The sequence below is a fragment of the Limnohabitans sp. TEGF005 genome (genome assembly GCF_055394835.1).
In genome coordinates this window covers 2,790,277-2,816,645 of record NZ_AP029226.1, presented here as the reverse complement: position 1 = coordinate 2,816,645, position 26,369 = coordinate 2,790,277, and the positions used below count along the sequence as shown (strand labels likewise).

Sequence of the window (26,369 nt, the reverse complement as noted above, 5' to 3'; positions counted from 1 at the left end):
GACCAGCAGGTCCGAGCAGCAAATTATCTCAAACATGCTATATTTCTCGCATGAAGTGGGACATCAAATATCACGATGAAAAGTTACAGGCTGATGTGCTGGCTTTACCGCCCGGCATTTTGGCAAGGTACTTTCATTGCACTGATCGAATGATGGAATTTGGCCCGGATTTGGGAATGCCCCACACGCGGGCCATGAGTTCAGGTCTTTTTGAGCTGCGATTGAAGTCCCGAGAAGGTATTGGACGCGTATTTTTCTGTACGGTGGTGAATCGCAAAATTGTCATGCTCCATCAGTTTGTGAAGAAGACCGACAGAACACCGCCCAAAGAATTGGCACTTGCGCGCAAGCGTATGAAGGAGTGGAAAGATGCTGACGCATAAACAACTGCGCACCCAGGCACTGGTCGATGCGGTTGTCAAAGCAGAATTTGACAAGCTGAGCGACGAGTTTTCTCTTTTAGATGAGTTCTTGAAGGCCCGCACATCGCAAGGCCTGACCCAAGCGCAAGTGGCCGAAAAAATCGGGACCACCCAATCTGCTGTTGCACGCATGGAGTCCGGCAGTGGCAAGCACTCGCCATCGCTGGCAACGCTGACCAAGTACGCAGATGCCTTGGGTTGCAAGCTGGAGATTCGGCTGGTTCGCAGGCCTCGGGAAACTGGTAATTTAGCTAGCCGCAGTAATCGGTTTTCGCTCAAACAAGCATAAATAAGCGATACGTAAGCTCTGTGCATCGCTTTCGCAAATCTCCAAATTCTTGACCTCGGAAATAAAATGAAACTCCTATATTTACTGGTTATCGTGCTCGCTGGCTGCGCCAGCACTGGCATCATTCCAATGGACCAAGACTCATATTTAATCGGGAAGAAAGACGGAACCCCAGGACTGGGTGTCTCGCTCAGCAACAAAGCTGCTGTTTATCAAGAGGCAAACGATTTTTGCAGGGGTAAGGGACTTCAAGTCAAAACGCTTCAAGTCACAACAACACCTGCACGGCCTGCTCAGCTAGGTTCTACTGAGTTGCATTTTCGTTGTGTCGCACCTGGTGGAGAGGCAACTCCTGCACCACGTGAGCCAGATCAGGTAATCGAAAGGCGAACTCGATAATCAGCCTAGGCGCCGATACCCCCACCCCACCCGCATCCCCGTCGTCACCGCACACAAGCCCGCAAACCCATAAGCCAACACCGCAAAGTGTTCAGGCCAGATGCACATCGCCGCAAACACCGCAATGGTCTCGGTGGCTTCGGTCAGGCCGCCCAAGAAATAAAAGCTTTTGCCCGGTAAGGCGGTGTCCGTCAGGCCGTGTTTTTCAGCCAGTGCGGCAAACGCCAAAAAGCTGCTGCCGGTGCCGATGAAGCTGGCCAGCAAGGCGGCGGCGGGCAGTGCGTTGGCGCTGGGGTTGGCCACCGCAAAGGCCAGGGGAATGACGGCATAGAACACGAAATCCAGCGCGATGTCCAAGAAGCCGCCCGCGTCGGTGGGCTGGGTCAGGCGGGCCACGCTGCCGTCCAGCCCGTCGAGCAATCGCGAGGCCAGCAGCAGCGCCAAGCCCCACCACCACGCTTGCAGCGCAATGGCCACGGCGGCGGCCATGCCGATGGCAAAGCCCAGCCAGGTCAGCGCGTCAGCACTGATGCCTGCGCGCACCAAGCCGCGTGCAGCGGCGTTCAGCACGGGGCGCAAAAGCGCTTGGGCTTGGCGGTCAAACATGTGCCACTGCGCCCATGTCGGTGCCCTTAGGGCTGAGTTGCACCACGCGCTGCGGGTCGGCCACATCCTGTTCGTCGTGCGTGACCAGCACCACCGGGATGCCGCGTTCGCGCACATGCGCAAACACCCAAGGGCGCAACTGGGCGCGCAAGGCCGCGTCGAGTTTGGAAAAAGGCTCATCGAGCAGCAGCGCTTGTGGCTCGGCCAAAAGCGCCCGCATGAGCGCCACACGCGCCCGCTGCCCACCCGAGAGTGTGGACGGATCGCGTTCACCCAAACCGCTCAAGTCGGCCTCTTTGAGGGCCTGCGTGACACGCGCTTGGCGTTCGACTTGTGGCCAATGGCCTGGCACAGCAAACAGCAAGTTGCCGGCCACGCTCAGGTGCGGAAACAGCAGCGCATCTTGAAACACCAAGCCCACCCCGCGTTGGTGCGTGGGCAGGTGCGTGAGATCACGGCCATTCAGCTGCACGCGGCCCGCCATCTGCAAGGGCTGCAGGCCTTCGGGCACGCAGGCCAAGGTGCCCGCTATGGCGGCCAGCACCGAGCTTTTGCCGCAGCCGCTGGGGCCCATCAACGTGAGGATTTCACCCGCAGGCACCGCCAAGCGAAGGCCCTGCACCAGCGTGTGGCTGGCACTGCCTAGGCGGTCGATGGTGACGTGCAAACTTGTGTTCATGGCGCGGATGTCATGTGCGATCTTTCATGGCCCCGATCTTCTCAAATTGTCGGGGCCTGCCCAAAGCTGCTGCGACCGCGAAGGCCAGCAAGGGCAAGAGCATTTGCAAAACCGCATAAGCGCTCATGAGCGTGCGCTGCCCACCGGCCGCCAATGTGACGGCTTCGGTGGTGACGGTGGCAAAGCGGCCTGCGCCCACATATTGCGTGGGCAGATACTGCGCCACACTGACCGCAAAGCCCACCGCCCAAGCCGAGGCGATGGCGCGTTTGAGCAGCGGCCATTTGATGCGCACCAGATACCGCCAGCGGCCATGACCCAAGCTGGCCACCACGGCCGCTTGGCGCGGGTCTACCGCGCGGTAAGCGGGCTCCAGTGCCAGCAGCACATAGGGCAAGACCATGACCGCGTGCGCCAAGCACAAGCCCAGCCATTGCCCCTCTTGCCGCCACTGCAGCGCCAAGCTGTACAGCCCCAGCACCCACAGCACCGAGGGCAGCACCAAGGGCAGCAACCAGGCAGGGCGCAGCCGCTGTTGCCAGCGGTGGTTGGCACATTCAAGCCAGGCCATTGACCAAACCAGACACAGGCTGGCCGACGCCACGGCCAAGCCCAAAGTGGTCCACACCGTGCGGGCGCTGGCCATCACCTGTGCCCAGGCATCGCCCGTCCAAAGCGATGGCCACACTTGGGGAAACGGCCACACCCCCGACACACTGCCCACGGCCAGCGCAAACCAAACGGCGCAATAGGCCATGCCCACGGCGCTCCAAATCCAAGACATTCGCCCGGGCCAAGGCAAGCCCACTCGCAAAACAACCACAGCACCCAGCGCCAAAACCGCCACGCTCAAAGTGAGCAAGCCCGCAGCCGCCACCCCTTTGGACAGCACCGCCAAGTCGGCATCGCCCAGCCATTGCCAAGCCAGCACCGCCAAAGTGGGCGGCGATGCCGGGCCGATGATGAGGGCCATGTCGACCACCGTCAGGCCATAGGCCAACACCGCGAGCAAGGGCCAGCGCAAGCGCGGCGCCAACTGGGGCCAGACCACTTGGGCAAAGGCTTGCATGGGCGTGTGGCCCAAGGTTTGGGCCAAGGTGTATTCGGTCTGCCAACGGCGGCGCAGGTCTTCGCGCTGCATTTGTGTGGCAGCCACCCACAGCAAAAACGGCAACTCTTTGAGCCACAGTGCCAAGATCAAACCCAAGCCCCACGGGTCTTGCGTGGTGGGCCAAGGCGGCGGCGATTCAAACCCTGTGAGGCCCGGCGAGACCCAGCGCAATGCCCAACCGCTGGGCGAGAGCCACAGCACCAAACCCACGGCCATGGCCGCGTGCGGTGTGGCCAACAAAGCGGGCACATGGCTCAAGCACTTGGCCAATTTTTGGCGGATGAAACCATGGGCCAACACACGCGCCATCGACCACCACACCAGCCATGTCGAAGCCAAGCCAGTCCAGAGCGTCATGCCCCAAGCACGCCAGGTTTGGGGGTCGGCCCACAGGGCTTGCCAGGCAGCGGCATCGGCCATTTGCACCAGTGCGGCCCACAATGCCCAGCCCATGGGCACGGCGGCGACCAGCGCCAGCAGCGCAGGCCACACAAAGCTCACGGCCTGTCGGTCGGTGGCGGGTGCCCCGACTTGCAAAGACACAGGGCAGGCATCTCACACGCCGTAGCGGCGAACCCACTCTTTTTCGAGCGCATCGACCCACGATGCATGCGGCTCCGGCAAGGCGGGCGACGACTGCACCAATTGCCCGGCACGCGGGGCCGACTGAAACATGGCCCGCTCGTGCGCGGGCAAACGCGCCACATCGAGCACCGTGGGGTCGCCCCACACGTCGATGTCGGCTTTGCGTGCTTGTGCGGCAGGTGACAGTAAAAAGTTGGCCACCACTTGCGCAGCGGCTTTGCTGGGCGCGTTGTAGGGGATGGCGACAAAGTGGGTGTTGCCGATCGTGCCCTTGGCAAACTGCCAGCTGTACACCGTGGCGGGCAGGCGCTTGGCCGCGATCTCGTTGGCCGCTTCGTTGGGGTTGAAGGTGAGGGCCAGCAACAACTCACCGTCGGCCATCATCTGGCGCACCGCCGCCGAATTTTGCGGGAACTGCTTGCCCCCACGCCACAAGTGCGGGTGCAGCGCATCTAAAAATCGCCACAGCGGTGCCGCTTGCAGCTGCAAGGCCTCGGGTGTCACCGGCTGGGCCAGCGCTTTCACATCGGGGGCATGCTCCAGCAAGGCCTGCTTCATGAAGGTCGTGCCATGGAACTCGGGCGGGCGGGGGTAGGTGATGCGCCCCGGCTGCGTGCGGGCCAGCGCCAACAACTCGGCCATGCTTTGCGGTGGCTTGGGCAAGCGCTGGCGGTCAGCCAAGAAGGTGAGCTGGGCCATGCCCCAAGGCGATTCAAGGCCCTCGGTGGGCACCGAAAAATCCACCAAGGTGGTGGGCTTGCCCACCGTGTCCACCCACTGAAAGTGGGGCAGTGTCTTGGCAAACGGTGCCGACAACAAACCCTCGCGCTTCATGGCGGCAAAGTTTTCGCCGTTGATCCAAATCAGGTCTACCGTGCCCTCGCTGTCCTGACGGCCCGCCTGCTTTTCGGTGCGCACACGCTTGACCACATCGGCCGCGTCACTGATCTTGACGTGCTGCAACTTGACACCAAAGTCACGCTGCAACTCGCCTGCCGCCCATTGCAAATAGGTGTTGATGCGCTCGCTGCCCGCCCAGGCATTGAAGTAAACGGTTTGGCCCCGCGCGGTGCGCAAGGTGTCGGCCCAGGTCGCGGGAATGGGTGTGGCGGCCTGCACAGGGCACACCGCTGTGGCAGCGAACAAACCAAAAGCGCGGCGGCGCGTGATTGAAATCAAGGATGTCATTAAAAATCCGATCGAATACTCACCTGGGCCAACAAAACTCAGACCTGACTGGCCAAGGGCAAATTGAGCAACAGGTTTTGTGGTTTGAGCTTGAGCAGGCCTTGCGCATTCATGGCCAGCCCCAAATAAACAGGCTTGCCCTGCACATCGGCACGCATGTCTTGCGGGTTTTCAAAGCGCAGCTTGAAGAGGCTGATGAGTTGCTGTTGGCGTTGGGTGTCCAGTTCGTGGCCCTGATACAGGTCGTTGAGCAAGGCCGTGGCCGTGACGTCCAGGCCCACATGCCAGCGCCAGGCCGGATCGTCCACTTTTTGAACCGGCTCGATCTGCACCGACACGCCCAGAAAGTGCTGCACCCAGCGGGCCAGCACCACCGACAAGGCTTTCAGGCCCGATCGCGCATTGACCATATTCAAAATCAAACCGTGCGGCAGTTCGTTTTGAATTTCGTGCGTCATGTCGAGTAAAAAAGCAAAACGGCCCAGGCCTTCACGCTGCGCAAAGTAGCGCTCGGCGTTGTCCTTGTGCAGCACTTTCACATCGACCGCCTTGAGCGGCGCACCCCCTTCGATCAGCAACCGGCCCATCTCGCCCAAGCCACCCGTGGCTTGCAAACTGTCCAGCGTGTCGCTGTCGCCTGACAGCACGCGGCCACCCTCGACGGTGATGCGCTGACGGCGAAACAGCAACTCGGCGGCACGCCAAACCCAGGCGTCTTGTTCATCGCGCAGCACATGGCACACGATGGCCTGCACCACCAGATCAATGAACAGCGGAGGCCATGGGTTATGGCCGCTTCGCATCCAGCCGATGTAGGCCGACTCGAGCGAACCCGCCGTTTGCACATCGTCACGAAAGCTTAAAAATAGCGCGTAGTTGGCCCGTGCATCCGCGTCTTTGACAGCTTTCAAATCACCGGGCCCGACTTGCAGCAAAGGCGCGTCCAACAAGGCCTGATGCAAACGCTTTTCGGCTTTGCACGATTCGGGCACCAGCGCCAACTCGGGGCGTTGCAACCACAGACGCCAGTAATCGGGTGTGGGGCTCAGCCAGCCGCGTTCGTTGCAGGTCAGGTGTTGGTGGCCGCACGCGGTCCAGAAGTTGTGCATGGTGTTTACAGGTTGGGGGCCAGCAAGCGCTGCAAGGCTTTGACCTCAACGCCGCTGCGTTGCGCCAAGTCTTGCACCTGGTCGTCGCCCACTTTGCCCACGTTGAAGTACTGCGCCTCTGGGTGCGCGATGTAAAAACCACTCACGCTGGCCGCAGGGGTCATGGCCAGACTTTCGGTCAGGCCCATGCCAATGTCTTCGCATTGCAACAAATCAAACATGGCTTTTTTGGCGCTGTGGTCGGGGCAAGCAGGGTAGCCGGGTGCGGGGCGGATGCCTTGGTACTTTTCAGCAATCAGATCTTCGTGGCTCAAGCCTTCTGAGGCGGCGTAGCCCCACAGGTCGGTGCGCACTTTCTTGTGCAGGCATTCGGCCAGCGCTTCGGCCAGGCGGTCTGCCAGCGACTTGAGCATGATGGCGCTGTAGTCGTCGTGCGCGGCCTCAAAAGCCTCGGCGCGTTTGTCGGCACCAATGCCTGCGGTGACGGCGAACACGCCGACGTAATCCTGGGCTGTACCTTGCGGCGCGACAAAGTCGGCCAGGCAGCGGCTGGGGCGCATCACGCCATCGATCTTGTGTTTTTCGGTTTGCTGACGCAGGCCGCGCCAGGTCATGGCGACTTGGCTGCGCGATTCGTCGGCATACAGCGCGATGTCGTCGTCATTCACTGTGTTGGCGGGGTACAGGCCCAGCACCGCGTTGGCCGTCACCCAACGGCCTTCGATGATTTTTTGCAGCATGGCCTTGCCGTCGGCCAGCACCTTGCGGGCTTGTTCACCCACGATCTCGTCATCCAGGATGGCGGGGTAAGGCCCGGCCAAATCCCAGGTCTGAAAGAACGGGCCCCAGTCGATGTACTGTGCGATTTCGGCCAAGTCGTAGTTCTTGAACACGCGGCGGCCAATGAACTTGGGCGCGGCAGGCACGCCTTGGGTCCAGTCGATTAGCGTTTTGTTGGCGCGGGCCTGCGCCAGCGTCCACATTGGGGTTTGTTTTTTGTTGGCGTGCTGCTCTCGCACCTTGGCGTAGTCGGCGTTCAGTTCGCTGATGTATTTGGCCGCCTGATCTGACAGCAAACCCTGCGCTACGCTCACGCTGCGCGAAGCGTCGGGCACATAGACCACCGGGCCGCTGTAGTTGGGCGCGATTTTCACGGCGGTGTGCACGCGGCTGCAGGTGGCACCGCCAATCAACAGCGGCATCTGGCGCTCACGGAAGTACGGGTCTTTTTCCATCTCGGCCGCCACGTACTGCATCTCTTCGAGGCTGGGTGTGATCAGGCCCGACAGGCCGATGATGTCGGCGTTTTCTTCTTTGGCTTTGGCCAAAATTTCGTGGCAAGGCACCATCACGCCCATGTTGACCACTTCGTAGTTGTTGCACTGCAAGACCACGGTGACGATGTTTTTGCCAATGTCGTGCACATCGCCCTTGACGGTGGCGATCACCATCTTGCCCTTGGCCTTCACGTCTTGGCCTGCAGCCTCTTGGGCGAGTTTTTCGGCCTCGATGTAGGGCAACAAATGCGCCACGGCCTGCTTCATCACGCGGGCGCTCTTGACCACTTGCGGCAAGAACATCTTGCCCTGGCCAAACAGGTCACCGACCACGTTCATGCCGTCCATCAGTGGGCCTTCAATCACATGCAAGGGGCGGCCACCTTGGGCCAACACGTCTTGGTAAGCGGCTTCGGTGTCTTCGTTGATGAAGTCGGTGATGCCGTGCACCAGTGCGTGACTCAAGCGCTGCGCCACGCTCACCGGCGCTTCGGGCGTGCCGCGCCAAGCCAACTTGGTGCTCTCGTCTTTGGCCGCACCTTTGGCGCTGTCGGCAATTTCGACCAAGCGCTCACCCGCATCAGGGCGGCGGTTCAGCACCACATCTTCCACGCGCTCACGCAGCACAGGCTCCAGGTCGTCGTACACCCCGACCATGCCCGCATTGACGATGCCCATGTCCATGCCCGCCTGAATGGCGTGGTACAAAAAAACGGTGTGGATGGCCTCGCGCACCGGGTCGTTGCCCCGGAAGCTGAACGAGACGTTGGACACGCCGCCCGACACCTTGGCGCCCGGCAGGTTTTGCTTGATCCAGCGCGTGGCGTTGATGAAATCCACCGCGTAGTTGTTGTGCTCTTCGATGCCGGTGGCGATGGCAAAAATGTTGGGGTCAAAAATGATGTCTTCGGGTGGGAAACCCACCTCATCAACCAGTACCCGGTAAGCGCGTTCGCAAATCTCGACCTTACGCTCGTAGGTGTCGGCCTGGCCTTTTTCATCGAAGGCCATGACCACAGCAGCCGCCCCATAGCGCTTGACCAGCTTGGCTTGGCGCTTGAATTCGCCCGCGCCCTCTTTCATGCTGATCGAGTTCACGATGCCCTTGCCCTGAATGCAGCGCAGACCGGCCTCGATCACCGACCATTTGCTCGAATCCACCATCACCGGCACACGCGCGATGTCGGGCTCACCGGCCATCAGGTTCAAAAAACGCACCATGGCCGCCTGGCTGTCGAGCATGGCTTCGTCCATGTTCACGTCGATCACCTGCGCACCGTTTTCGACCTGCTGACGCGCCACGGCCAAAGCCTGCTCGTACTCGCCGTTCAAAATCATGCGGGCAAAGGCCTTGGAGCCGGTCACGTTGGTGCGTTCGCCGACGTTGACGAACAGTGAATCGGTGCCGATCAGGACAGGCTCCAGACCGGACAATTTCATGGGGGGAACAACAATGGATTTGGACGCGACAACGGACACAGGCTCACCTTGGGCTTACAGGTGAGCGTCGTTGTGCAAAAACAATCAGAAATTGAATACCCCAAGCCTGACCTGCTGCACCTGGACGGTGGCGGGCTGCAACGCTCCTTGGGGAAGGTGGATTTTAATACTAGTAGGGTTCGTGGCCTATTACAGATTAGGCAGACCACAAGTTAAAGAGGCCTCTGATATCAGAGGCCCCAAAATAAACTGAACAATCTTTTAATGAACAGACGCTAAGAACTGCTCGGAGCGGTCTGTTGCCACAAATTTGACAATTCCACGCGTCTGCTCAGAGCAACCTTTAAGTATCAAGCGCTGCATAATTTGCGGCCCATCTCGAAGAATGAGAGCACCCAACAGCTCATCTACAAAAGACTGTGTGACCTCCACTCCTGTGAAATTAACCACCACATCTTGCCCATCCCGGAGAGCCGATTCAATGGAGTGACGGATGGGAACCGCAGATGAGCGCATACCAATCATGCGGCCCAAGGCGTGCTGCTGAAGTGCGATTTGCGTAGTCATGAGGCGTCCTCAAAAGTTAGGGGGAGCTAACGAGGTCATTGGATATCAGGGTTGAATCATACTATTACTCGTCAAACCTCAACACAACTGGTACTTTTACTTGTTTTGCCTCCCCAACCGGAGGCAACAAGTCAGAAATTTTGACAGAAGGTAATTTTGCGCCGGTGAAAGTCACCGAAATCGCAACGCCATCCCAACAACCCGGCAAAACCTTGATCTGATCACTGCGTTTTGTTGCTATCGCTAAGTTTTCAGCGAACAAGGCGTCACCGCTGACGATGTGAACCGTACCTCCGGTCTCTTTGGAAATTCGAACGGTAGTCGTCAAGCCAACGCCCTCATTCACACTCTCCCCAAATGGCCCCATGTCACGATTGCAGCTAACTTTGGGTTTGAGCGCAGTTTTGATCGCTGCGCCATGCGTATTTTCTGGCAGTTCTGCATGGTTCTTTAATGTCGCCAAAAAGCCACAACCATTGTCCACCACCGCAACCTCTACACGCCCACCAACTAGTGCATCCTTGTAAAACTGGGCAGCTACCCATACTGATGCATCATGAGCACCTTCGCGACGAGCGTGGGTCAGTGAGTTTTCGATCAACTCGGAAAGTGCATAACGCAAGGGTCGGTAATACTGGTCGTACTCCAAATCTATAGCTTGATCATTGTTTGTTTTCTCAGCGCGCCCAATGATCATGAACACAATAGCTGCAGCCAATTGATCGGCCACTGCCTCTGATGTCCCACTATCAACGATATGAGTGATTTCTAACAACTTGCTCCTCAAATCATTTCGTTGACGATTTACCGGAACATCTACTGCGTCAATGTCGTTATCGACGAAGAAATTCATGCGCTCTAGATAACTGACAGTCTTTGCGTCTAACCATGTCAATGCAACACGTCGCTTCTGAGCTTGAACCTCACTGATCGCCGCAGACAACGCTGTCATCCCAAAAGGATCAATGAAACGAACCTTAGAACAATCCAGCTCTACATTGCCTTGAGCAGCACGCGCTTCACTGAGAGCAGAAATCAATGGCGCAATATCTCTCACACCGACGACCTCCGGCAAGGTCAGACTGATGTCATCACGGTTTTTGTAAAAATTCATTTTTATATTTGAAAAATCAGCGAAACAAATCCCGGACCCTTGCAAACGCCTGCCCAGTTTCCGCCATGTATCGAGCCTTGACAGACAGCACATGGTCTAGTGGCAACTCACGCGCAAGGCAATCAGCGATATCTAGGCCATCCATACAAAGGACACGCTTGCCTCGCCCAAACGCTATAAGTCCTTCATCAGAGAAACCGCTGTCACTCACAAACAGGCCACGCGTCCATGCTGCCTTCTGCTCAAGCTTGCCGTGGAATGTGTGCAGTTCTGCAACGCCAATTTTTTGAGCGTGCCATTTGGCTTCCAGCAAGTAGGTTTGGCCTTCCAACTGAAAGCTACCGTCGATTTGTTCGCCATGCAGACTGAATGGCTCACGCGCTGACAAACCGAACGCATCAAATAGTTTTTTGAGAAAGATTTCAAATGCATAACCACGCGCATGCGGAGCCAGTGTTGCGATTTGAAGCAACTCTGCTTTGAGCAACTGAAACTTGGGTCGGTCTGTCGCGGGCGTTGGTTGATGTGACGATTGAGTACTGACCGTCTGTCCTGCCAACTTATTAATCAGACCTAAAAAACGACCTTCAGCATTAGGCACTGCTTCGCTTTGCCCGCGTCGTTGGCGAACCGCCTCGCGGTATTCCCACAGTGCTTGCAAAGTACGGATGAGCAGTGGCTTGTCTACCGTGCGAAGAAAGCAGCGCAGGCGCTTGGCTTTAGAGCGGCCATCTAAAGCATAAGCAGGGTTATCAATGTCAATATTCAGCTCTTCGGCAAAGAAGATGGCGAATGTTCGATCAGAAAAGTCCAAAACATAGCCAGCACCCATATCGAACAATTCTTCAATCAGCAGCATGTCAACGCTGCGGATATGCGAGCTCACAGGAGCAATCATTCTCAAACCTCAGCCACAAGTGATTTGGACAGGTTTGCCACCACGACACGTGCTTTGACGATCTGGCGCCGTAAATCAGCGCAAAGGCTGCGGAGTTCGTTGACTCGGGTAACGATGCGAGATTGCTCGGTCATTGGCGGCAAGCCAACAATCAACTCACCAACTTGCTTGGTCGATATGTGCGGAACGCCGTTGCTTCGCCCTGGATCAATCGTCCCAACAAACAAATCCGACTGCAGCCAAAGTTCCAAAAATTCAAGGGACATTGCAATTGGATGGGGTGTCAGACGTGCCACCCGCTGAAGCAACAAGCAAGGCAAATCAGCCTGTTGGATCACTGCGTACTTCAATCCCGTGGAGATGATTGGACGATCAAGCGATAAGACGACATCACCAACTTTAAGATCGAACTGCGAAAACTCATTTGCCGCATTGGTATCAATGCAAGCTGGTTGTGACCAATCGACATACCCATGGCTGATGTTCAAGTTTCTCAACAACCGTGTACCGGTTGGTTTAAACCATTCGCTTTTAAACGCGTAACCATTCAGCATCTCGACCAACTCACTGATGCGAGCGAAAGACCACCCCTGCGGCAACTCAAACGGTTTTTCTTCGTCGGTGATGGGTGGCAGGGGTTTGTCGCGTTTGATCTTGCCTTGGGCAATGAGGTGATCTTTTTCGGTGCGGATTTTTTGCAGGAGGACGCTGGCGGGTTCGTCGGTGGGGTCTTGGGGGACGAGGAGGCCGCGCACTGCCAGCTGGAGGATGGTTTGTTCGAGGGCGTCCACGGCTTCGGGGCGATCGAGCAGCAGGTCGAAGTGGGTGGCGATGCGTTGCCAGTTGTCGGCCAGTGCCTCGGGCGTTTCGCTTTGGGTGAGCGTGCCCAGCAGGGTGTTCACGAGTTGGGCGTGTTGCTGCGCTTCGAGCTGGCCGCTGGCTTCGAGGGCGTCGCACAACGACATCAAACGGTCTAGCTTTTCCTGCGCTTCATAGGTAATCAGCGGTACAGGCACTTCGGCAATTTTCCCAACCGTCAAGCTCACGTTCGCTGTCCCCGACATTCGTGAGACAAGCAGTTCATCTTTAAAAGTGGAAAGGTATTCGTAAAGATAGCGCGGATGAACCACCTCTGGAAACCGGGATTGGACAGTGCAAAGAATGCTGCCAACCGCATACTTGCCGTCTTGGTAATGGATGCGTTTCAGACTTGCATCGCCATGCCCCGTTGATGAGACCAATGGGATGATGACGGAAGGACCTTCGAAATCAAAATGGTCTGCCGTTAAGCGGCCTTCCGCCGTCACTACAAGCGGATACCCCCCTGGAACTGCATCCTTGATTCCAGTTTTACCTTTTTCTATGGTTGCTATCGCCCCAAGCTCAACGACAAATTCATTGCCAACGGAAAGTAGGTCTTCAGACGGATTAATTTCTGATGCGCTTTTACGCAATCGAACCTTGTTAGTTTTATTCGAAGCGGCAAGCGCATGTATTGAATTCAATGCTTCGGAAAGTTGTCGCTGCCGTTCATTTTGATCATCAAAGTCACCGCGAAGGGCTGATGCCAACACAAGTTTTCTGAGACCTGAAACTGATTCGCTGGTCCGCGCATCTAAGAGCAATTCCTGAAATGCAACTTCGTTCATCGGACAAACGCCTCAGTGAGCGTCTTTTTAATTTGATCTCGCAAGCCTTGGGCTTCAGCTCTCAACACTCGGTACTGGTCTAACAAATCGTCAGGGTCGTGGCTCACCACTTCGGCGGCGTGCGGGTTCTTTTGGTCGAGGTTGTAGTTGGCGGCTTTGATCTGGTCAATGCTCACCTTCCAAGCGCGTTCGTTTTCCACACGGGCGGCAAAGCCATCGGCCTCGGTGCCCCACCAGGCTTTTTCGGCATCGAACTCTTCGATGCGAATGGGCTTGGTTTTGTTGTAGTTCTTCACGCCCGCTGGGTAGGGGTGCTCGTAGTACCAAACGTGTTCGGTGGGCTTGCCCTTGGTGAAGAACAGCAGGTTGGTTTTAATGCCGGTGTAGGGCGCAAACACGCCGTTGGGCAGGCGCACGATGGTGTGCAGGTTGCATTCGGCCAGCAGTTGTTCTTTGATGCGGGTCTTCACGCCTTCGCCAAACAACGTGCCATCGGGCAGCACCAGCGCGGCGCGGCCATTGGTTTTGAGGATGTGCTTGATGAGCACCAAAAACAGATCCGCTGTTTCTTTGGTGCGCACATCGGCCGGAAAGCCGTGCTCGATGCCCGGCTCTTCGATGCCGCCAAAGGGCGGGTTGGTCAAGATCACGTCCACCCGGTCAGCCGGGGTGTAGTCGCGCAGCGGGCGGCTCAGGGTGTTGTCGTGGCGGACCAGGCTGGGCACCTCGATGCCGTGCAGCATGAGGTTGGTCACGCACAGCATGTGGGGCATCTGCTTTTTTTCAACGCCGAGGATGCTGTTTTGCAGCGTGGCTTCTTCTTCGGTGTTGTGCACTTGTTTGCGCAGGTGCTCGATGGCGCAGACCAAAAAACCGCCCGTGCCGGTGGCTGGGTCCATCACGCGTTCGCCCAGCTGGGGGTTGACCATGTCCACCATGAACTGCGTCACAGCGCGGGGCGTGTAGAACTCGCCCGCGTTACCGGCGCTTTGCAGGTCTTTGAGGACTTTTTCGTAGAGGTCGTTGAACTGGTGGCGCTCGGCTTGGCGGTTGAAGTCAATCGCGTTGAGCTTGTTGATGACTTGGCGCAGCAGCTGGCCGCTTTTCATGTAGTTGTAGGCGTCTTCAAACACACCGCGTACCACATAGCCACGGGGGTTGCGCTGGGCGTCGCCGCTGAGGCTTTTGAGGGTGGCAAAGAGCTGGTTGTTCACAAAGTCCAGCAGGGCATCGCCCGTGATGCCTTCGGCGTCCGTGGCCCAGTTGCGCCAGCGCATGGCTTCGGGGATGGGGCTTTTGTAGTCGTCGCGGGTCAGCTCCAGCTCTTCTTCGAGTGCGTCAAACACCTTGAGGAACAAGAGCCAAGTGAGCTGCGAGATGCGCTGTGCGTCGCCATCCACGCCAGAGTCCTGGCGCATGATGTCTTGGATGGATTTGATGACTGAGGAGAGGTTGGACATGGTTTTCTTTACTTGCTCAAAGTCATTCAACGGGCCAAGACTTTTTTCTTTTCAGCGGCGAATTCTTCTTCGGTCAAGACACCTTTGACTTTCAAATCATGCAACTTGCTGAGCTCTTCGAATTTATCGACCGATGGAACAATTTTGCTTTCCGCTTCAATGACGTTTGAAGATGTGTCGTTCGGCAAAGCAACCGGGCGTTCGGTCTTCGGGCCTTGCTTGATATTTTTGTAAACACCCAAGCCTGCCCCAACAACTGCACCAGCGATAGGCCCAACCAGGGGAATGGGTACAGCCACAGCCGCACCAATCGCGGCTCCTGCCGCCGCGTCTTTGGTCATATCGGTCTTAAGTGCATCTTTTCCAAGACGCCCGACTTCTGTTGCTGTCTTGGTTGCAGCATCCACCAGAAAGTCGGCTGCACGTTTGATGTCTCCCGCATCAGGCCCCACATCTTTTGCGGATCTCACCAAATCACCAGCTTTGGATTTGGCTTTGTTGAATAGATCTTTCATTGTCTTTGTGTACCCGTGTTCGTTATGTAGATGTGTTGTACAGCTCGCGCTCCAGCGTTTGGAGTGCGCCCAGGTATTGGGGGCGACCGCCAAAGCTTTTGATGAGTTCCACGGGGCTTCCAAAGTCGGTGAAGGGTTGGACCTTCAGGACTTCGTTGCTTTCGATGGTGGCGATGCCTTCGTCGGCGTATTTGTCGATGAGTGCATCAATCACTTTGCGGGCCACCGGGCCGTATTGGGTGAAGGCGTTGCGCTTTTTGACGCGATTGGCGCGCTCGTGGCGGGTCAGGGGCGGCATGTTGTAGGCCACATGCAATAGCAAGTCGAAGGGGTCAAGGTCTTTGCCAATTTCTTCGGCCAGTGCTTCGATCAGTACGCCTTGTTTTTCGAGTTCTTCCACCAGGGCAGCTTTGCGCTCGGCATCGTTCCAGGCTTGCAAAAATTTGTCGAGCGAGTCGTATTGCTTGGTGAGGTTGATGCGGGTGTAATCGCGCAGGCTTTCGGTGATGAGCTTGCCGTCAGCGCTCAGGTATTGCACGCGCTCACGGGCCACCGCCACGATGACCATGCCGCCGAGGACGTATTTTTTGGGTTCGCTGTTGTTATCACCGCCACCTGCGCCGGGTGCGGTGTAGCCACCGGGAGTGGCGCCAAAGGGGTCAGCCAGCGGATCGGGTTGGCCCGTCACCAGGTGGCCATCAACGCCCGATGCACCTGCCAGCTCGTCGGGCGGGGTCACAGGGTCGCCCTCATTGGGCTGGTAAATCTGCACAGGTTCACCGTCAAACTTGGGGTCGGCAAACAGTTCGGTGGCGCGTTTGAAGTCGAGGATGGTGAACCAGGTTTTGCCCAGGTCTTCGCGCAGGCGGGTGCCCCGGCCAATGATCTGCTTGAAAAGCGTCATGGACTTGATGTTTTGGTCCAGCACGATGAGCTTGCAGGTTTGCGCATCCACCCCGGTGCTCATGAGCTTGGAGGTGGTGGCGATCACGGGGTAGGGCTTTTCTGGGTCGATGAAGTTGTCAAGCTCCAGCTTGCCCTCGGCGTTGTCGCCCGTGATTTGCACCACGTATTTGGGGTGGTCTTTGCAAATGTCGGTATTGGCATTGGCCAGCGCTTGGCGCATGCGGGCGGCGTGGTCGATGTCTTCGCAAAACACGATGGTCTTGGCGTAGCGGTCGGTGGCCTTGAGGTATTCGGTGATCTTGGCGGCCACCACTTGGTCGCGCTGTTCCAGAACCAGTTTGCGGTTCATGTCGGTGGCGTTGTAGATGCGGTCTTCGATCAGGTGGCCGTGTTTGTCGGTCATGCCCTGCGTGGGCCGCCAGCCAAAGGTGTCTTTGTCCAAGTCCACCCGCACCACTTTGTAGGGCGACAAAAACCCGTCTTCAATGCCTTGCTTGAGGCTGTAGGTGTAGATGGGTTCGCCAAAGTAGTCGCTGTTGGAGGTGTCCAGCGTTTCTTTGGGTGTGGCCGTCAAGCCCACCTGCGCGGCGTTGCCGAAATACGTGAGGATTTCACGCCAAGCTGAGTCTTCGTTGGCGCTGCCACGGTGGCACTCGTCCACCACGATCAGGTCAAAGAAGTCGGGGCTGAACTGTTTGTAGATGTTGCGCTCTTCTTCGGTGCCGGTGACGGCTTGGTAGAGCGAGAGGTAAATTTCGTAGCTTTTGTCGACCAACTTGGTGGTTTTATGGACTGCGAGGTCGACGTTTTCCAATGTGACTTGACCTTGGGCGTTGACCGTCTCGATGCCCTTGGCGTTGGGACTGAGCTTGGCCATCGCGCCCTTGAAGGGCCGAAAGTCATTGACCATGGTTTGGTCGATCAAGATGTTGCGGTCGGCCAAGAACAGGATGCGTTTTTTGGCACCGCTTTTCCACAAGCGCCAGATGATCTGGAACGCGGTGTAGGTTTTGCCGGTGCCAGTGGCCATGACCAGCATGGCGCGGTTATGGCCTTGGGCAATGGCCTCGACGGTGCGGTTGATGGCGTTGATTTGGTAGTAACGCGGCGTTTTGCTGGGGGCGTAGTCAAACTCGGCCACTTGGCGCACGGCAGGCGTCCAGCCTTTCCAAGTGCAATAGCGCTCCCACAGGTCTTGCGGCGAGGGGAATTCGTCCAGAGTGAGGTTTTTCTCCAGCACGCCATCGGCCAGCGTCGCATCGCGGAACACAAAGCCATCGCCATTACTGGCAAAGCAAAAGGGCACGCCCAGCAGCTCGGCGTAGTTGATGGCTTGGGCCATGCCTGAGCCCATGGGTTTGTTGTTGTCTTTGGCCTCGACTACCGCGATGGGGATGTTGGCTTTGTAAAACAAGGCGTAGTCGGCCCGCAGCACAGTGCTTTGGTCGCGGTGGGCCTTGTTGCCGCGCACGCTGACGCGCCCTGCCCGCAAGGGAAACTCACGGTAAATCTGGTCGAGCCCGTGCCACCCGGCCTGCTCCATAGCGGGGCGGATGAACTTGTCGCAGATGTCGCTTTCGGAGAGTTTTGTCTTGTCCAAGCTGGTTGCTCACGTGGGCTGGGGGCGTGTGGTGGGGCAGTGTGTTCTATTTTTAATCAATTTGTGGCCTTTTCTTGGCCGTGACAGACATTTAGCGCCATATGGGCACAATGAAAGTCGTTGTTCTGCCCATGCTTCTCATGACATCACCCACTATCGCATCCTCCATCCTCCAAGGCGCTTCCAACTTCCGTGACATCGGCGGCTACCGCAACACCGACGGCCGTCAGGTGCGGCGTGGTCAGGTGTTCCGTTCGGACCATCTGGCGGGGCTGACGACCGATGATGTGGCACGTCTGCAGTCGCTGGGTATTGCCCACAGCCTGGACTTTCGGGGCGTGGCCGAATACACCGCAACGCCCTATGCGATTCCCGGCGTGCAACGTGTGGCGTTGACGATCGAGCCCACCGTGATTGCCCGCATGCGGACGTTGGTGGCGCAAGGCGTGGTGCCCACCACCGAAGAAACGGTGGAGTTGATGCGCGAAACTTACCGCGATTTTGTGAACCGCAATGCCGAAATTTACGGGCAGTTTTTGAAGCATTTGTTGGAACAGCCCACGCCACAGGTGTTTCACTGCACGGCGGGCAAAGACCGCACAGGCTTTGCGGCGGCGCTGCTGCTGTCTGCGCTGGGCGTAGATCGCACCACCATTGAGCACGACTACTTGTTGACCAACCAGCTCTACAAGCGCGATGCGCGCCTGGAAGGCCAGGGGCACCCGCATGTGATGAAAGTGCTGTGGCAGGTGCAGCCCGAGTTTTTGCAGGCGGCGTTTGACGAGGTCGACGCGCAGCATGGCGGCATGACCGATTACCTGCATGGCGCGATTGGCCTGAGTCCGCAAGAACTGGCCGAGCTGCAGCGGATGCTGCTGGAGAATTAAGGGCTGCTTGTCGGCGCTGAAGCCCCGACATGGCTTGAAAGCCTCAGGCCGCTTCTTTGTAGAAAAACCCGCCATGCACATTGCGCGGAGCCAGCGGGGCAACTGCCTTGCTGATCGCACCGATGTGATCGGGCGTGGTGCCGCAGCAACCGCCCACGATGTTGACCAGGCCTTCGGCCGCAAATTCGTGCAGCAAGCGGCTGGTCACGTCGGGGGTTTCGTCAAAGCCGGTGTCGCTCATGGGGTTGGGCAGACCGGCGTTGGGGTAGCAGCTGATGAAGGTGTCACCCGCGACCTTGTTCAGCTCTTGGATATAGGGGCGCATCAACGTTGCGCCCAAGGCGCAGTTCAGGCCAATCGCCAGTGGCTGTGCGTGGCGCACGCTGTGCCAGAAAGCGGTGACCGTCTGGCCACTCAAAATGCGGCCTGAGGCGTCGGTTACGGTGCCACTGATGATCAGGGGCAAGCGCTCGCCGCTGAATTCGAAGAATTCTTCGATGGCAAACAAGGCGGCTTTGGCGTTGAGGGTGTCAAAAATCGTTTCAACCAGCAACACATCTGAGCCGCCTTCGACCAAAGCTTCGACCTGTTCGTAATAGGCGGCGCGCAGTTCTTCAAACGTCACGTTGCGGGCACCGGCGTCGTTCACGTCGGGGCTGATGCTGGCGGTCTTGGGTGTGGGCCCCAGGGCGCCCACTACATAGCGGGGCTTGTCGGGGGTGGAAAACTTGTCGCAGGCGGCGCGGGCCAGTTTGGCCGATTGCAGGTTCATCTCGCGGGCCAGGTGCTGCATGTCGTAGTCGGCCTGGGCCACGGTGGTCGCGCCAAAGGTGTTGGTCTCGATCAGGTCGGCCCCGGCGGCCAGGTAGCCTTCGTGAATGTCGCGGATCACGTCGGGGCGGGTCAGGCTGAGCAACTCGTTGTTGCCCTTGACGTCTTTGGGAAAGTCCTTGAAACGCTCACCCCGGTAGTCGGCCTCGGTCAACTTGAAGCGCTGGATCATGGTGCCCATGGCCCCGTCGAGGATGGCGATGCGGGTTTTCAGGATCTCGGGCAGCGCCTGGGCGCGGGTGTAAGCAAGGGTCGTCATGGGCTGTATTGTAGAAAGAGAGCGTCATGGTTTTTGGTAACGCGCAAATCCCGATGCCCTGAGTTGGCACGCCGGGCATTGGCCGCAGCCATAGCCCCAGTCGTGGCGCTGTGTGCGGTCACCCAGATAGCAGGTGTGGGTGTGTTCTACGATCAAATCGACCAAGGCCTGGCCGCCTTGGGCCTGGTCGGCCTGTTGGCCCAGATCATGGGCCAACTGCCAGGTTTGGGCCTTGTCGATCCACATCAACGGCGTTTCGATCAGCAGTTTGCGGTCCATGCCCAGCGACAGGGCCACTTGCATGGCTTTCATGGTGTCGTCGCGGCAGTCGGGATAGCCCGAAAAATCGGTCTCGCACACGCCGGTGACGATGACCTGCAAACCCCGGCGATAAGCCAAAGCGGCCGCCAGGGTGAGGAACAGCAGGTTGCGCCCCGGCACAAAGGTGTTGGGCAGGCCAGTGCTTTCCATTTCGATGGCGGTGTCGCGGGTCAAAGACGTTTCGCTGATCTGACCCAGGATGCCTGCGTCGAGCAGATGGTCTTGGCCCATCTTGGAAGCCCAAGCCGGAAAGCGCGCCTTGATCGCCGCCAACACGTTCAGGCGGGCGGTCAGCTCCACTTTGTGTCGTTGGCCGTAGTCAAAAGCCAGGGTTTCGACACGGTCGTACTTGGCCAAAGCATGAGCCAGGCAGGTGGTGGAGTCCTGACCACCAGAAAACAGGACAAGGGCGGAGGTGTGCATGGGGTGGGATGGTAACGCTGGTGGTGATCTTCAGCCTTGCTGGCAATCACAGTTGTCCTGACTGCGGATACATGTTGGCCTTGGTGTTTTTGGCCGCGCAGCCCATGGCTTTGTGTGGGTGGGCGAGGGCGGGCTCGGGGTGACGATTTTGGCGTACCCCCGGATCGATTTGAATTTCTCGCCCGGAACTATTTGGATTTGTCACCCGGAATGATTTGAATTTGTCACCCCCGACTTGATCGGGGGTCCATGGCTTCGTTTGTCATGGATACCCGCGTTCGCGGGTATGACAGGCCAAAAGTGTCTTCATTCAACCTTCAATGATCCACGTCTCAATAGCGGACAATCACCACTTCAAAAAGCCATCCAACCACAGTGTCTCCCCACCTCCCCATCCTGCGCGAAGTTTTTGGCTACGACGCCTTTCGCGGCCCGCAGCAAGCCATCATCGACCATGTGGCGGCTGGGGGCGATGCGCTGGTGCTGATGCCCACGGGTGGAGGCAAATCGCTGTGCTACCAAATCCCGGCCATCGCACGCCAGCGCGCTGGCCTTGGCATCACCGTCGTGGTCTCGCCGCTGATCGCGCTGATGCACGACCAAGTGGGTGCACTGCACGAGGCGGGTGTGAATGCCGCCTTCCTCAACTCCACCCTCACCAGCGAAGAAGCCAGCGACATCGAGCGGCGTTTGCTGCGCGGCGAAATTACCTTGTTGTACGCGGCCCCCGAGCGCGTGACCAATGGCCGTTTTTTGGCGCAGATGGATTCGCTGCTCGAGCGCGGACTGCTCAGCCTGTTTGCGATCGACGAAGCGCATTGCGTGAGCCAGTGGGGCCACGACTTCCGGCCCGAATACCGTGGCCTTTCTGTGCTGCACGAGCGCTACCCCAGCGTGCCGCGTGTGGCACTCACGGCCACGGCCGATGCGCTGACCCGCGCCGACATCGTCGAGCGGCTGCAACTGGAAAGCGCCCAGCTGTTCATCAGCAGCTTTGACCGGCCCAACATCCGCTACACCATCATCGAGAAAAAAGACGCCAGCACCCAGCTGTTGCGTTTCATTGAACGCGAGCACCCTGAGGAAGCGGGCGTGGTGTACTGCCAGTCGCGCAAGCGCGTCGAAGAGATCGCGGCCATGTTGGTCGAGTCGGGCATTCATGCTCTGCCCTACCACGCAGGGCTGGATGCTGGCATACGCCAGCGCCACCAAAATGAATTTTTGCGCGAAGACGGTGTGGTCATGGTGGCCACCGTGGCCTTTGGCATGGGCATCGACAAGCCCGATGTGCGCTTTGTGGCGCACCTGGACATGCCCAAGAACATCGAAGGCTATTACCAAGAAACAGGCCGCGCAGGGCGCGATGGCTTGGCCTCTGACGCGTGGATGGCCTATGGCCTGCAAGACGTGGTGAACCAGCGCCGCATGATCGACGAGAGCCCGGCGGGCGAAGAATTCAAGCAGGTCATGCGCGGCAAGCTTGATGCGCTGCTGGGCTTGGCCGAAGCAACCGATTGCCGACGGGTGCGTCTGCTGGCTTATTTTGACGAGACCTACAACAGCCCATCGGCCAACCCATCCGACAGTGCGCAAGGCGTTTACATGCCGTTTTGCGGCAATTGCGACAACTGCCTGAACCCGCCTGAGGTGTGGGACGGCACCGACGCGGCCCGCAAACTGCTGTCCACGGTGTACCGCTGCCAGCAAAGCAGCGGCCACAGCTTTGGCGCGGGCCACACCATGGACATCGTGCGCGGTAAGAAAACCGAAAAAGTCGTGCAGCGCGGCCACGAGAGCATCAGCACCTTTGGCCTGGGCGCCGATTACAGCGAACAACAATTGCGCGCCGTGATGCGGCAGTTGATCGCCATTGGCGCACTGCATGTGCACACCGAAGACGGTTTCAGCACCCTGCACCTGACCGAAGCCTCACGCGCCGTGCTCAAAGGCGATGTGCCTGTGCAGCTGCGCGAAAGCACGGGCCAGCGCGCGGACAAGCGCACACGCAGTCGCAGCACGCCCAGCCCAGCTGCCGCCAATCTGGGACAAGACGCGATGGTGCGTTACATCAACCTCAAGGCCTGGCGTGCCGAGGTGGCCAAAGAACACAACCTGCCCGCGTATGTGATCTTCCACGACGCCACGTTGGCGGCGATTGCCGAAGCCGCACCGCAAAGCCTGGGTGATCTGCAAGGCATCAGCGGCCTGGGCGTGAAAAAGCTCGAAGCCTATGGCGCTCAGGTGCTGCGGGTGTGCAATGGGGCGGGTTGAAACGCATCAAACCTCTCCGTCTTGATACCCGGCTTCTCGCTGGTGGCGAATGCGCGCCACCATGACCCGGTTCACGGCATCGTCCCACGCATAGCGCGCCAAATAACCGCTGCGCCTGCGGGAAATGATCAGTTCACGCAAACCACCTTCTACCGGACGACCAATGCCGGGTTGGTGTGTCAAGACTTGCAAGGCATCCAAGATGAAATCAAGCAGATCCCCAGCCAAAGGATCTCCAGACTCATGCAAAAACGTTTCCAGCCGAATCAAATCCTGAAATGCTGCTGAGCTTAGAAATACGGTGCTCACACCTCAGCCCATTTTTTTCGGTTTTAAGGATGCAGGCTCCGCGCTGTGCCCCTGACGATGTTCTTTCAGTTGAGAAAAATAGCTTCGAACATCGTCCAATGCGTGGCCTGTTCCCGTGGACTTCATATCGACCAGAGCATCGACCGCGTCTTGTGCAAATGTTTGCCGCAAGCGCTTGCGCTGCGCCGCATCGGCCAGCGTACTCACCATGAAAGCGTGCAAGCTCATGCCCATTTGCTTGGCATCTTCCTCAAGTTGCAGCTTGAGCGCACCGGGCAATTTGAGGCTAGTGGGGATGGTGGCTGAAGTAGCGGCAGATGTAGCGGTCATGACAGATTCCGTTTCTTTGGGTAGTCATAAGTGACTACCCGGGACGATTTTACACAGCCTGGGTGATCTGCAAGGCATCAGCGGCTTGGGCGTGAAAAAGCTCGAAGCCTATGGCGCTCAGGTGCTGCGGGTGTGCAAGGGCAGTTAAGCCTCCGTTTCAGCACGGGCGTGGTAACGCCACTCTTGGGTGTGTCCACCATAGCCGTATGCCGTGGCCCGCACATCTTCCACGTGCACATAACTTTCTGAATGCAGCGCTCCCAACAGGGATTTGAAAAACTCAAACACCGCGGCGATGTACTGCGCCTTCTGCGCTTTGGTGTTGGTTTCATCGGTGATCTTGATGCCCAAGAAAAAGCTGTGCAGACCTTGTGCGGCCAATGTTTGACCTCCAACCACCCAGTCTTGAGGGGACACACAGGTGATCACCGTCGAGATCAATTCGGCTTTTTTGTGCAGCAACTGCACCGTCAACTCTGCAACACCGTCTGCGATTTGTTGTGTCAATGCGGCAGAGGCTTGTGCGCTGACTTGGATCTGAATGATGGGCATGGGGTTTCCTTTTTCAGTGATGGGGTTTTCTAACGGGCTTGAACACCTTGCCCTTCAACAGGTTCGTGGCGCAAATACATTGGTTGATGACTCGCACCAACCCGAACCACACAAGGTCAATGCACGCATTGATGGCCTTGCGGCGCAAGCGGTGAGCTTGTGCTTTGGCCAAGTCGTGCAACCGTGCCCTTTGTGCGTCGGTGAGTGATGTGTTCATGGCTGCTCCTGAATAAATCGCTGATGTTTTGCACTTTATGGATTTACAAACCCCTTGGAAACCGGCTAAATTGCAAATTCATATTTCACTTATTGCAAAACAACGCCATGGAACTGGACGATTTACGGGTCTTTGTGCGGGTCACCGAGTTGGGCACCTTGTCGGCTGTGGCACGCGAGCGGCAAGTCCCGGTCAGCCAAATCACGCGGGCCATGACCCGTTTAGAGTCGGCGCTGCAAACGCGGCTGTTGCACCGGAGCACGCACGGCTTGAGCCTGACCGACGAAGGCGATATTTGCCTGGCGCAAGCACGCAGCATGTTGGACAGCGCCGATACGCTGGAAGGTGAATTGGGACGTCACCGGCAAGGGGTCCAAGGTTGGGTGCGTGTGGGCGTCAGTGCCTTGATGGCACAGTGTGTGGTCATTCCCCATTTGCCCACGCTGTATGCGCAGCACCCTGGGCTGCACCTCGACATCCGAGCCGATGACCGCATGGTGGACATGGCACGCGATGGCATCGACATTGCCATTCGTTCGGGGCATGTGGGCCATGATGGCTTGGTCGCACGCCAAATCGGACTGGCCAGCCGTTCTTTGTATGCCGCGCCCAGTTATTTGGCGCGACACGGCACGCCAGCACACCCCGATGACTTGTCCCATCACCACCTGATTGGCCTGAGCCATGTGCCGGCCATGAACCATTGGCAGCGACTGGATGCGCCCCATTCTTTGCATGTGCAGGGTGCCAGTCGCGTGGACCATACGGCTTTGTTGCTGAGCATGGTGCAACATGGGGTGGGCATTTCGCGTTTGCTGGATGTCGCGGCCCGCCCCTTGGTGGCCAATGGTCAACTGGTGCCTTTGTTGCAAGGCTGTTTTGAGCAAGACGCCATTGCCATTTACGCCGTGATGTTGCCCGAGCGACACCGACTGCCCAAAATCCGTGCCTGCGTCGACCATTGGGCAGCCGTGTTGCAAGCCCCTTGACTCAGGGTGTGTCCACCTGAATCGCCCCACGCCGGATCTGGTCGCGCTCGAGTGATTCGAACAGCGCTTTGAAGTTGCCTTCGCCAAAACCTTCGTCGGCCTTGCGCTGGATGAACTCGAAGAACACGGGGCCGAGCAGCGTTTGGCTGAAGATTTGCAGCAGCAAACGCTTTTCGCCATTGGCGGTGGAGCCATCCATCAAAATGCCGCGTGCTTGTAACTCGGGCACGGGCTCGCCATGGCCCTTGAGGCGTTCTTCGAGCATCGCGTAATAGATGTCGTTGGGCGCGGTCATGAGGGGGATGCCGGCCATCTGCAAGGCATCGACGCTTTTCAAAATGTCGTCGGTCAAGAGCGCGATGTGCTGGATGCCTTCGCCGTTGAATTGCATCAAGAACTCTTCGATCTGGCCACCGGTCTTGCCCGACTCTTCGTTGAGCGGGATGCGGATCATGCCGTCGGGCGCGGTCATGGCGCGGCTGGTCAGGCCGGTGTGTGTGCCCTTGATGTCGAAGTAGCGGATCTCGCGGAAGTTGAAAATCTTTTCATAGAACTGGCCCCAAAACGCCATGCGGCCCTTGTACACGTTGTGCGTGAGGTGGTCGATGATCTTGAAGCCGTGGCCTTCGGGGTGGCGGTCAACGCCATCGATTAATTCAAAGTCGATGTCGTAGATGCTTTTGCCGTCTTCAAAGCGGTCGATCAAATACAAAGGCGCACCGCCAATGCCCTTGATGGCGGGCAGACGCAGCTCCATCGGGCCGGTGGGGATTTCCACCGGTTGTGCGCCCATGGCCAAAGCACGTTCATAGGCTTTGTGCGAATCCTTCACCCGAAAAGCCAAGGCGCACGCGCAAGGGCCGTGCTCGGCGGCAAAGTAGCCCGCCAGGCTTTTGGGTTCGCGGTTGACGATGAAGTTGATGTCGCCTTGGCGGTAAAGCACCACGTCTTTGGAGCGGTGTTTTGCCACCAGCGTGAAGCCCATTTTTTCAAACAAGGGCTCTAGGGTGTGGGCGATGGGGGAGGCGAACTCGACGAACTCGAAGCCGCACAGGCCCATGGGGTTGTCAAACAAATCGGTCATGTGAATCTCCAGCGGTGAACGGGACCGCACTGCACTTTGGAGCACGGCCCGAATTGAAATCGGTCAAACAAAAAGAGGGGGA

General features: G+C 58.0%; 25 protein-coding genes and 1 riboswitch. Of the genes, 5 read left to right on the top strand and 20 right to left on the bottom strand.

Annotation, left to right across the window (positions count from 1 at the left end; translation table 11 throughout):
• The first annotated feature begins 50 nt into the window (after nt 1-50).
• Together ACZ5RG_RS14025 and ACZ5RG_RS14020 are read left to right on the top strand one after the other, a co-directional pair.
• On the top strand, nt 51-383 hold the full coding sequence (locus ACZ5RG_RS14025) for a type II toxin-antitoxin system RelE/ParE family toxin (protein ID WP_464447378.1): 333 nt from the start codon (nt 51-53) through the stop codon (nt 381-383).
• Nucleotides 370-711 (top strand): helix-turn-helix domain-containing protein, encoded by a 342-nt coding sequence (locus ACZ5RG_RS14020; RefSeq protein WP_464447377.1) that lies wholly within the window; start codon nt 370-372, stop codon nt 709-711. The genes ACZ5RG_RS14025 and ACZ5RG_RS14020 overlap by 14 nt, the downstream gene beginning before the upstream one ends.
• A gap of 399 nt (nt 712-1,110) precedes the next feature.
• On the opposite strand, the gene ACZ5RG_RS14015 is transcribed toward ACZ5RG_RS14020, so the two are convergent.
• The 13 genes from ACZ5RG_RS14015 to hsdR form a co-directional block, all read right to left on the bottom strand.
• Nucleotides 1,111-1,716 carry a CDP-alcohol phosphatidyltransferase family protein gene (locus ACZ5RG_RS14015; protein WP_464447376.1) on the bottom strand — a complete coding sequence of 202 codons (606 nt, stop codon included), beginning with the start codon at nt 1,714-1,716 and terminating at the stop codon, nt 1,111-1,113.
• Nucleotides 1,709-2,395, bottom strand: coding sequence for an ATP-binding cassette domain-containing protein (locus tag ACZ5RG_RS14010; RefSeq protein WP_464447375.1), 687 nt, complete (start codon nt 2,393-2,395; stop codon nt 1,709-1,711). The genes ACZ5RG_RS14015 and ACZ5RG_RS14010 overlap by 8 nt, the downstream gene beginning before the upstream one ends.
• Nucleotides 2,396-2,405: 10 nt before the next feature.
• Nucleotides 2,406-4,049, bottom strand: a complete 1,644-nt coding sequence (locus ACZ5RG_RS14005; RefSeq protein ID WP_464447374.1) for an ABC transporter permease — start codon at nt 4,047-4,049, stop codon at nt 2,406-2,408.
• A gap of 12 nt (nt 4,050-4,061) precedes the next feature.
• On the bottom strand, nt 4,062-5,279 hold the full coding sequence (locus tag ACZ5RG_RS14000) for an ABC transporter substrate-binding protein (RefSeq protein ID WP_464447373.1): 1,218 nt from the start codon (nt 5,277-5,279) through the stop codon (nt 4,062-4,064).
• Between the two features lie 38 nt (nt 5,280-5,317).
• The gene (locus tag ACZ5RG_RS13995) at nt 5,318-6,388 is read right to left on the bottom strand and encodes a DUF6352 family protein (protein WP_464447372.1); all 1,071 of its coding nucleotides are present in this window, start codon (nt 6,386-6,388) and stop codon (nt 5,318-5,320) included.
• A gap of 5 nt (nt 6,389-6,393) precedes the next feature.
• Entirely contained in the window at nt 6,394-9,105 is a 2,712-nt protein-coding gene (gene metH, locus ACZ5RG_RS13990; RefSeq protein WP_464447371.1) for a methionine synthase, read from the bottom strand.
• A 55-nt stretch (nt 9,106-9,160) separates the two neighbouring features.
• Nucleotides 9,161-9,260, bottom strand: a riboswitch (S-adenosyl-L-homocysteine riboswitch).
• A 106-nt stretch (nt 9,261-9,366) separates the two neighbouring features.
• A complete protein-coding gene (locus tag ACZ5RG_RS13985) occupies nt 9,367-9,672 on the bottom strand; it encodes an STAS-like domain-containing protein (RefSeq protein ID WP_464447370.1) in 306 nt (101 codons plus the stop codon).
• 64 nt (nt 9,673-9,736) lie between these two features.
• Nucleotides 9,737-10,786 carry an ATP-binding protein gene (locus tag ACZ5RG_RS13980; RefSeq protein WP_464447369.1) on the bottom strand — a complete coding sequence of 350 codons (1,050 nt, stop codon included), beginning with the start codon at nt 10,784-10,786 and terminating at the stop codon, nt 9,737-9,739.
• A gap of 16 nt (nt 10,787-10,802) precedes the next feature.
• A complete protein-coding gene (locus ACZ5RG_RS13975; protein WP_464447368.1) occupies nt 10,803-11,684 on the bottom strand; it encodes a restriction endonuclease in 882 nt (293 codons plus the stop codon).
• Nucleotides 11,685-11,686: 2 nt separating this feature from the next.
• Nucleotides 11,687-13,333, bottom strand: a complete 1,647-nt coding sequence (locus ACZ5RG_RS13970; RefSeq protein ID WP_464447367.1) for a restriction endonuclease subunit S — start codon at nt 13,331-13,333, stop codon at nt 11,687-11,689.
• Nucleotides 13,330-14,793, bottom strand: a complete 1,464-nt coding sequence (locus ACZ5RG_RS13965) for a type I restriction-modification system subunit M (RefSeq protein ID WP_464447366.1) — start codon at nt 14,791-14,793, stop codon at nt 13,330-13,332. Before ACZ5RG_RS13965 ends, ACZ5RG_RS13970 begins: the two co-directional genes overlap by 4 nt.
• 26 nt (nt 14,794-14,819) lie before the next feature.
• Entirely contained in the window at nt 14,820-15,308 is a 489-nt protein-coding gene (locus ACZ5RG_RS13960) for an SHOCT domain-containing protein (protein ID WP_464447365.1), read from the bottom strand.
• 22 nt (nt 15,309-15,330) lie between these two features.
• Entirely contained in the window at nt 15,331-17,814 is a 2,484-nt protein-coding gene (hsdR, locus tag ACZ5RG_RS13955) for an EcoAI/FtnUII family type I restriction enzme subunit R (RefSeq protein ID WP_464447364.1), read from the bottom strand.
• A gap of 140 nt (nt 17,815-17,954) precedes the next feature.
• Here hsdR and ACZ5RG_RS13950 point away from each other — a divergent pair, with 140 nt between their 5' ends.
• A complete protein-coding gene (locus tag ACZ5RG_RS13950; RefSeq protein WP_464447363.1) occupies nt 17,955-18,701 on the top strand; it encodes a tyrosine-protein phosphatase in 747 nt (248 codons plus the stop codon).
• A 43-nt stretch (nt 18,702-18,744) separates the two neighbouring features.
• Here the strand turns inward: ACZ5RG_RS13950 and ACZ5RG_RS13945 are convergent, their stop codons facing one another.
• Both ACZ5RG_RS13945 and queC read right to left on the bottom strand, forming a co-directional pair.
• Nucleotides 18,745-19,791, bottom strand: a complete 1,047-nt coding sequence (locus tag ACZ5RG_RS13945) for a homocysteine S-methyltransferase family protein (RefSeq protein WP_464447362.1) — start codon at nt 19,789-19,791, stop codon at nt 18,745-18,747.
• Between the two features lie 24 nt (nt 19,792-19,815).
• Nucleotides 19,816-20,535 carry a 7-cyano-7-deazaguanine synthase QueC gene (gene queC / locus ACZ5RG_RS13940; RefSeq protein WP_464447361.1) on the bottom strand — a complete coding sequence of 240 codons (720 nt, stop codon included), beginning with the start codon at nt 20,533-20,535 and terminating at the stop codon, nt 19,816-19,818.
• 375 nt (nt 20,536-20,910) lie between these two features.
• Here queC and recQ point away from each other — a divergent pair, with 375 nt between their 5' ends.
• Nucleotides 20,911-22,806, top strand: a complete 1,896-nt coding sequence (recQ, locus tag ACZ5RG_RS13935; protein WP_464447360.1) for a DNA helicase RecQ — start codon at nt 20,911-20,913, stop codon at nt 22,804-22,806.
• A 6-nt stretch (nt 22,807-22,812) separates the two neighbouring features.
• On the opposite strand, the gene ACZ5RG_RS13930 is transcribed toward recQ, so the two are convergent.
• The 4 genes from ACZ5RG_RS13930 to ACZ5RG_RS13915 all read right to left on the bottom strand — a co-directional run bounded on the left by ACZ5RG_RS13930 (nt 22,813) and on the right by ACZ5RG_RS13915 (nt 24,214).
• Nucleotides 22,813-23,115: a type II toxin-antitoxin system RelE/ParE family toxin gene (locus tag ACZ5RG_RS13930; protein ID WP_315236161.1), complete on the bottom strand. Its 303-nt coding sequence runs from the start codon at nt 23,113-23,115 to the stop codon at nt 22,813-22,815.
• A gap of 3 nt (nt 23,116-23,118) precedes the next feature.
• Nucleotides 23,119-23,445 (bottom strand): hypothetical protein, encoded by a 327-nt coding sequence (locus tag ACZ5RG_RS13925; RefSeq protein ID WP_464447359.1) that lies wholly within the window; start codon nt 23,443-23,445, stop codon nt 23,119-23,121.
• Between the two features lie 144 nt (nt 23,446-23,589).
• On the bottom strand, nt 23,590-23,997 hold the full coding sequence (locus ACZ5RG_RS13920) for a tautomerase family protein (RefSeq protein ID WP_464447358.1): 408 nt from the start codon (nt 23,995-23,997) through the stop codon (nt 23,590-23,592).
• A 13-nt stretch (nt 23,998-24,010) separates the two neighbouring features.
• Nucleotides 24,011-24,214 carry a hypothetical protein gene (locus ACZ5RG_RS13915; protein WP_315236164.1) on the bottom strand — a complete coding sequence of 68 codons (204 nt, stop codon included), beginning with the start codon at nt 24,212-24,214 and terminating at the stop codon, nt 24,011-24,013.
• 107 nt (nt 24,215-24,321) lie between these two features.
• Here ACZ5RG_RS13915 and ACZ5RG_RS13910 point away from each other — a divergent pair, with 107 nt between their 5' ends.
• Nucleotides 24,322-25,203 (top strand): LysR family transcriptional regulator, encoded by an 882-nt coding sequence (locus tag ACZ5RG_RS13910; protein WP_464447357.1) that lies wholly within the window; start codon nt 24,322-24,324, stop codon nt 25,201-25,203.
• Nucleotide 25,204: 1 nt separating this feature from the next.
• Here the strand turns inward: ACZ5RG_RS13910 and hppD are convergent, their stop codons facing one another.
• Complete coding sequence (gene hppD, locus ACZ5RG_RS13905) at nt 25,205-26,287, bottom strand: 4-hydroxyphenylpyruvate dioxygenase (protein ID WP_464447356.1); 1,083 nt, start codon at nt 26,285-26,287, stop codon at nt 25,205-25,207.
• Nucleotides 26,288-26,369: the final 82 nt, after the last annotated feature.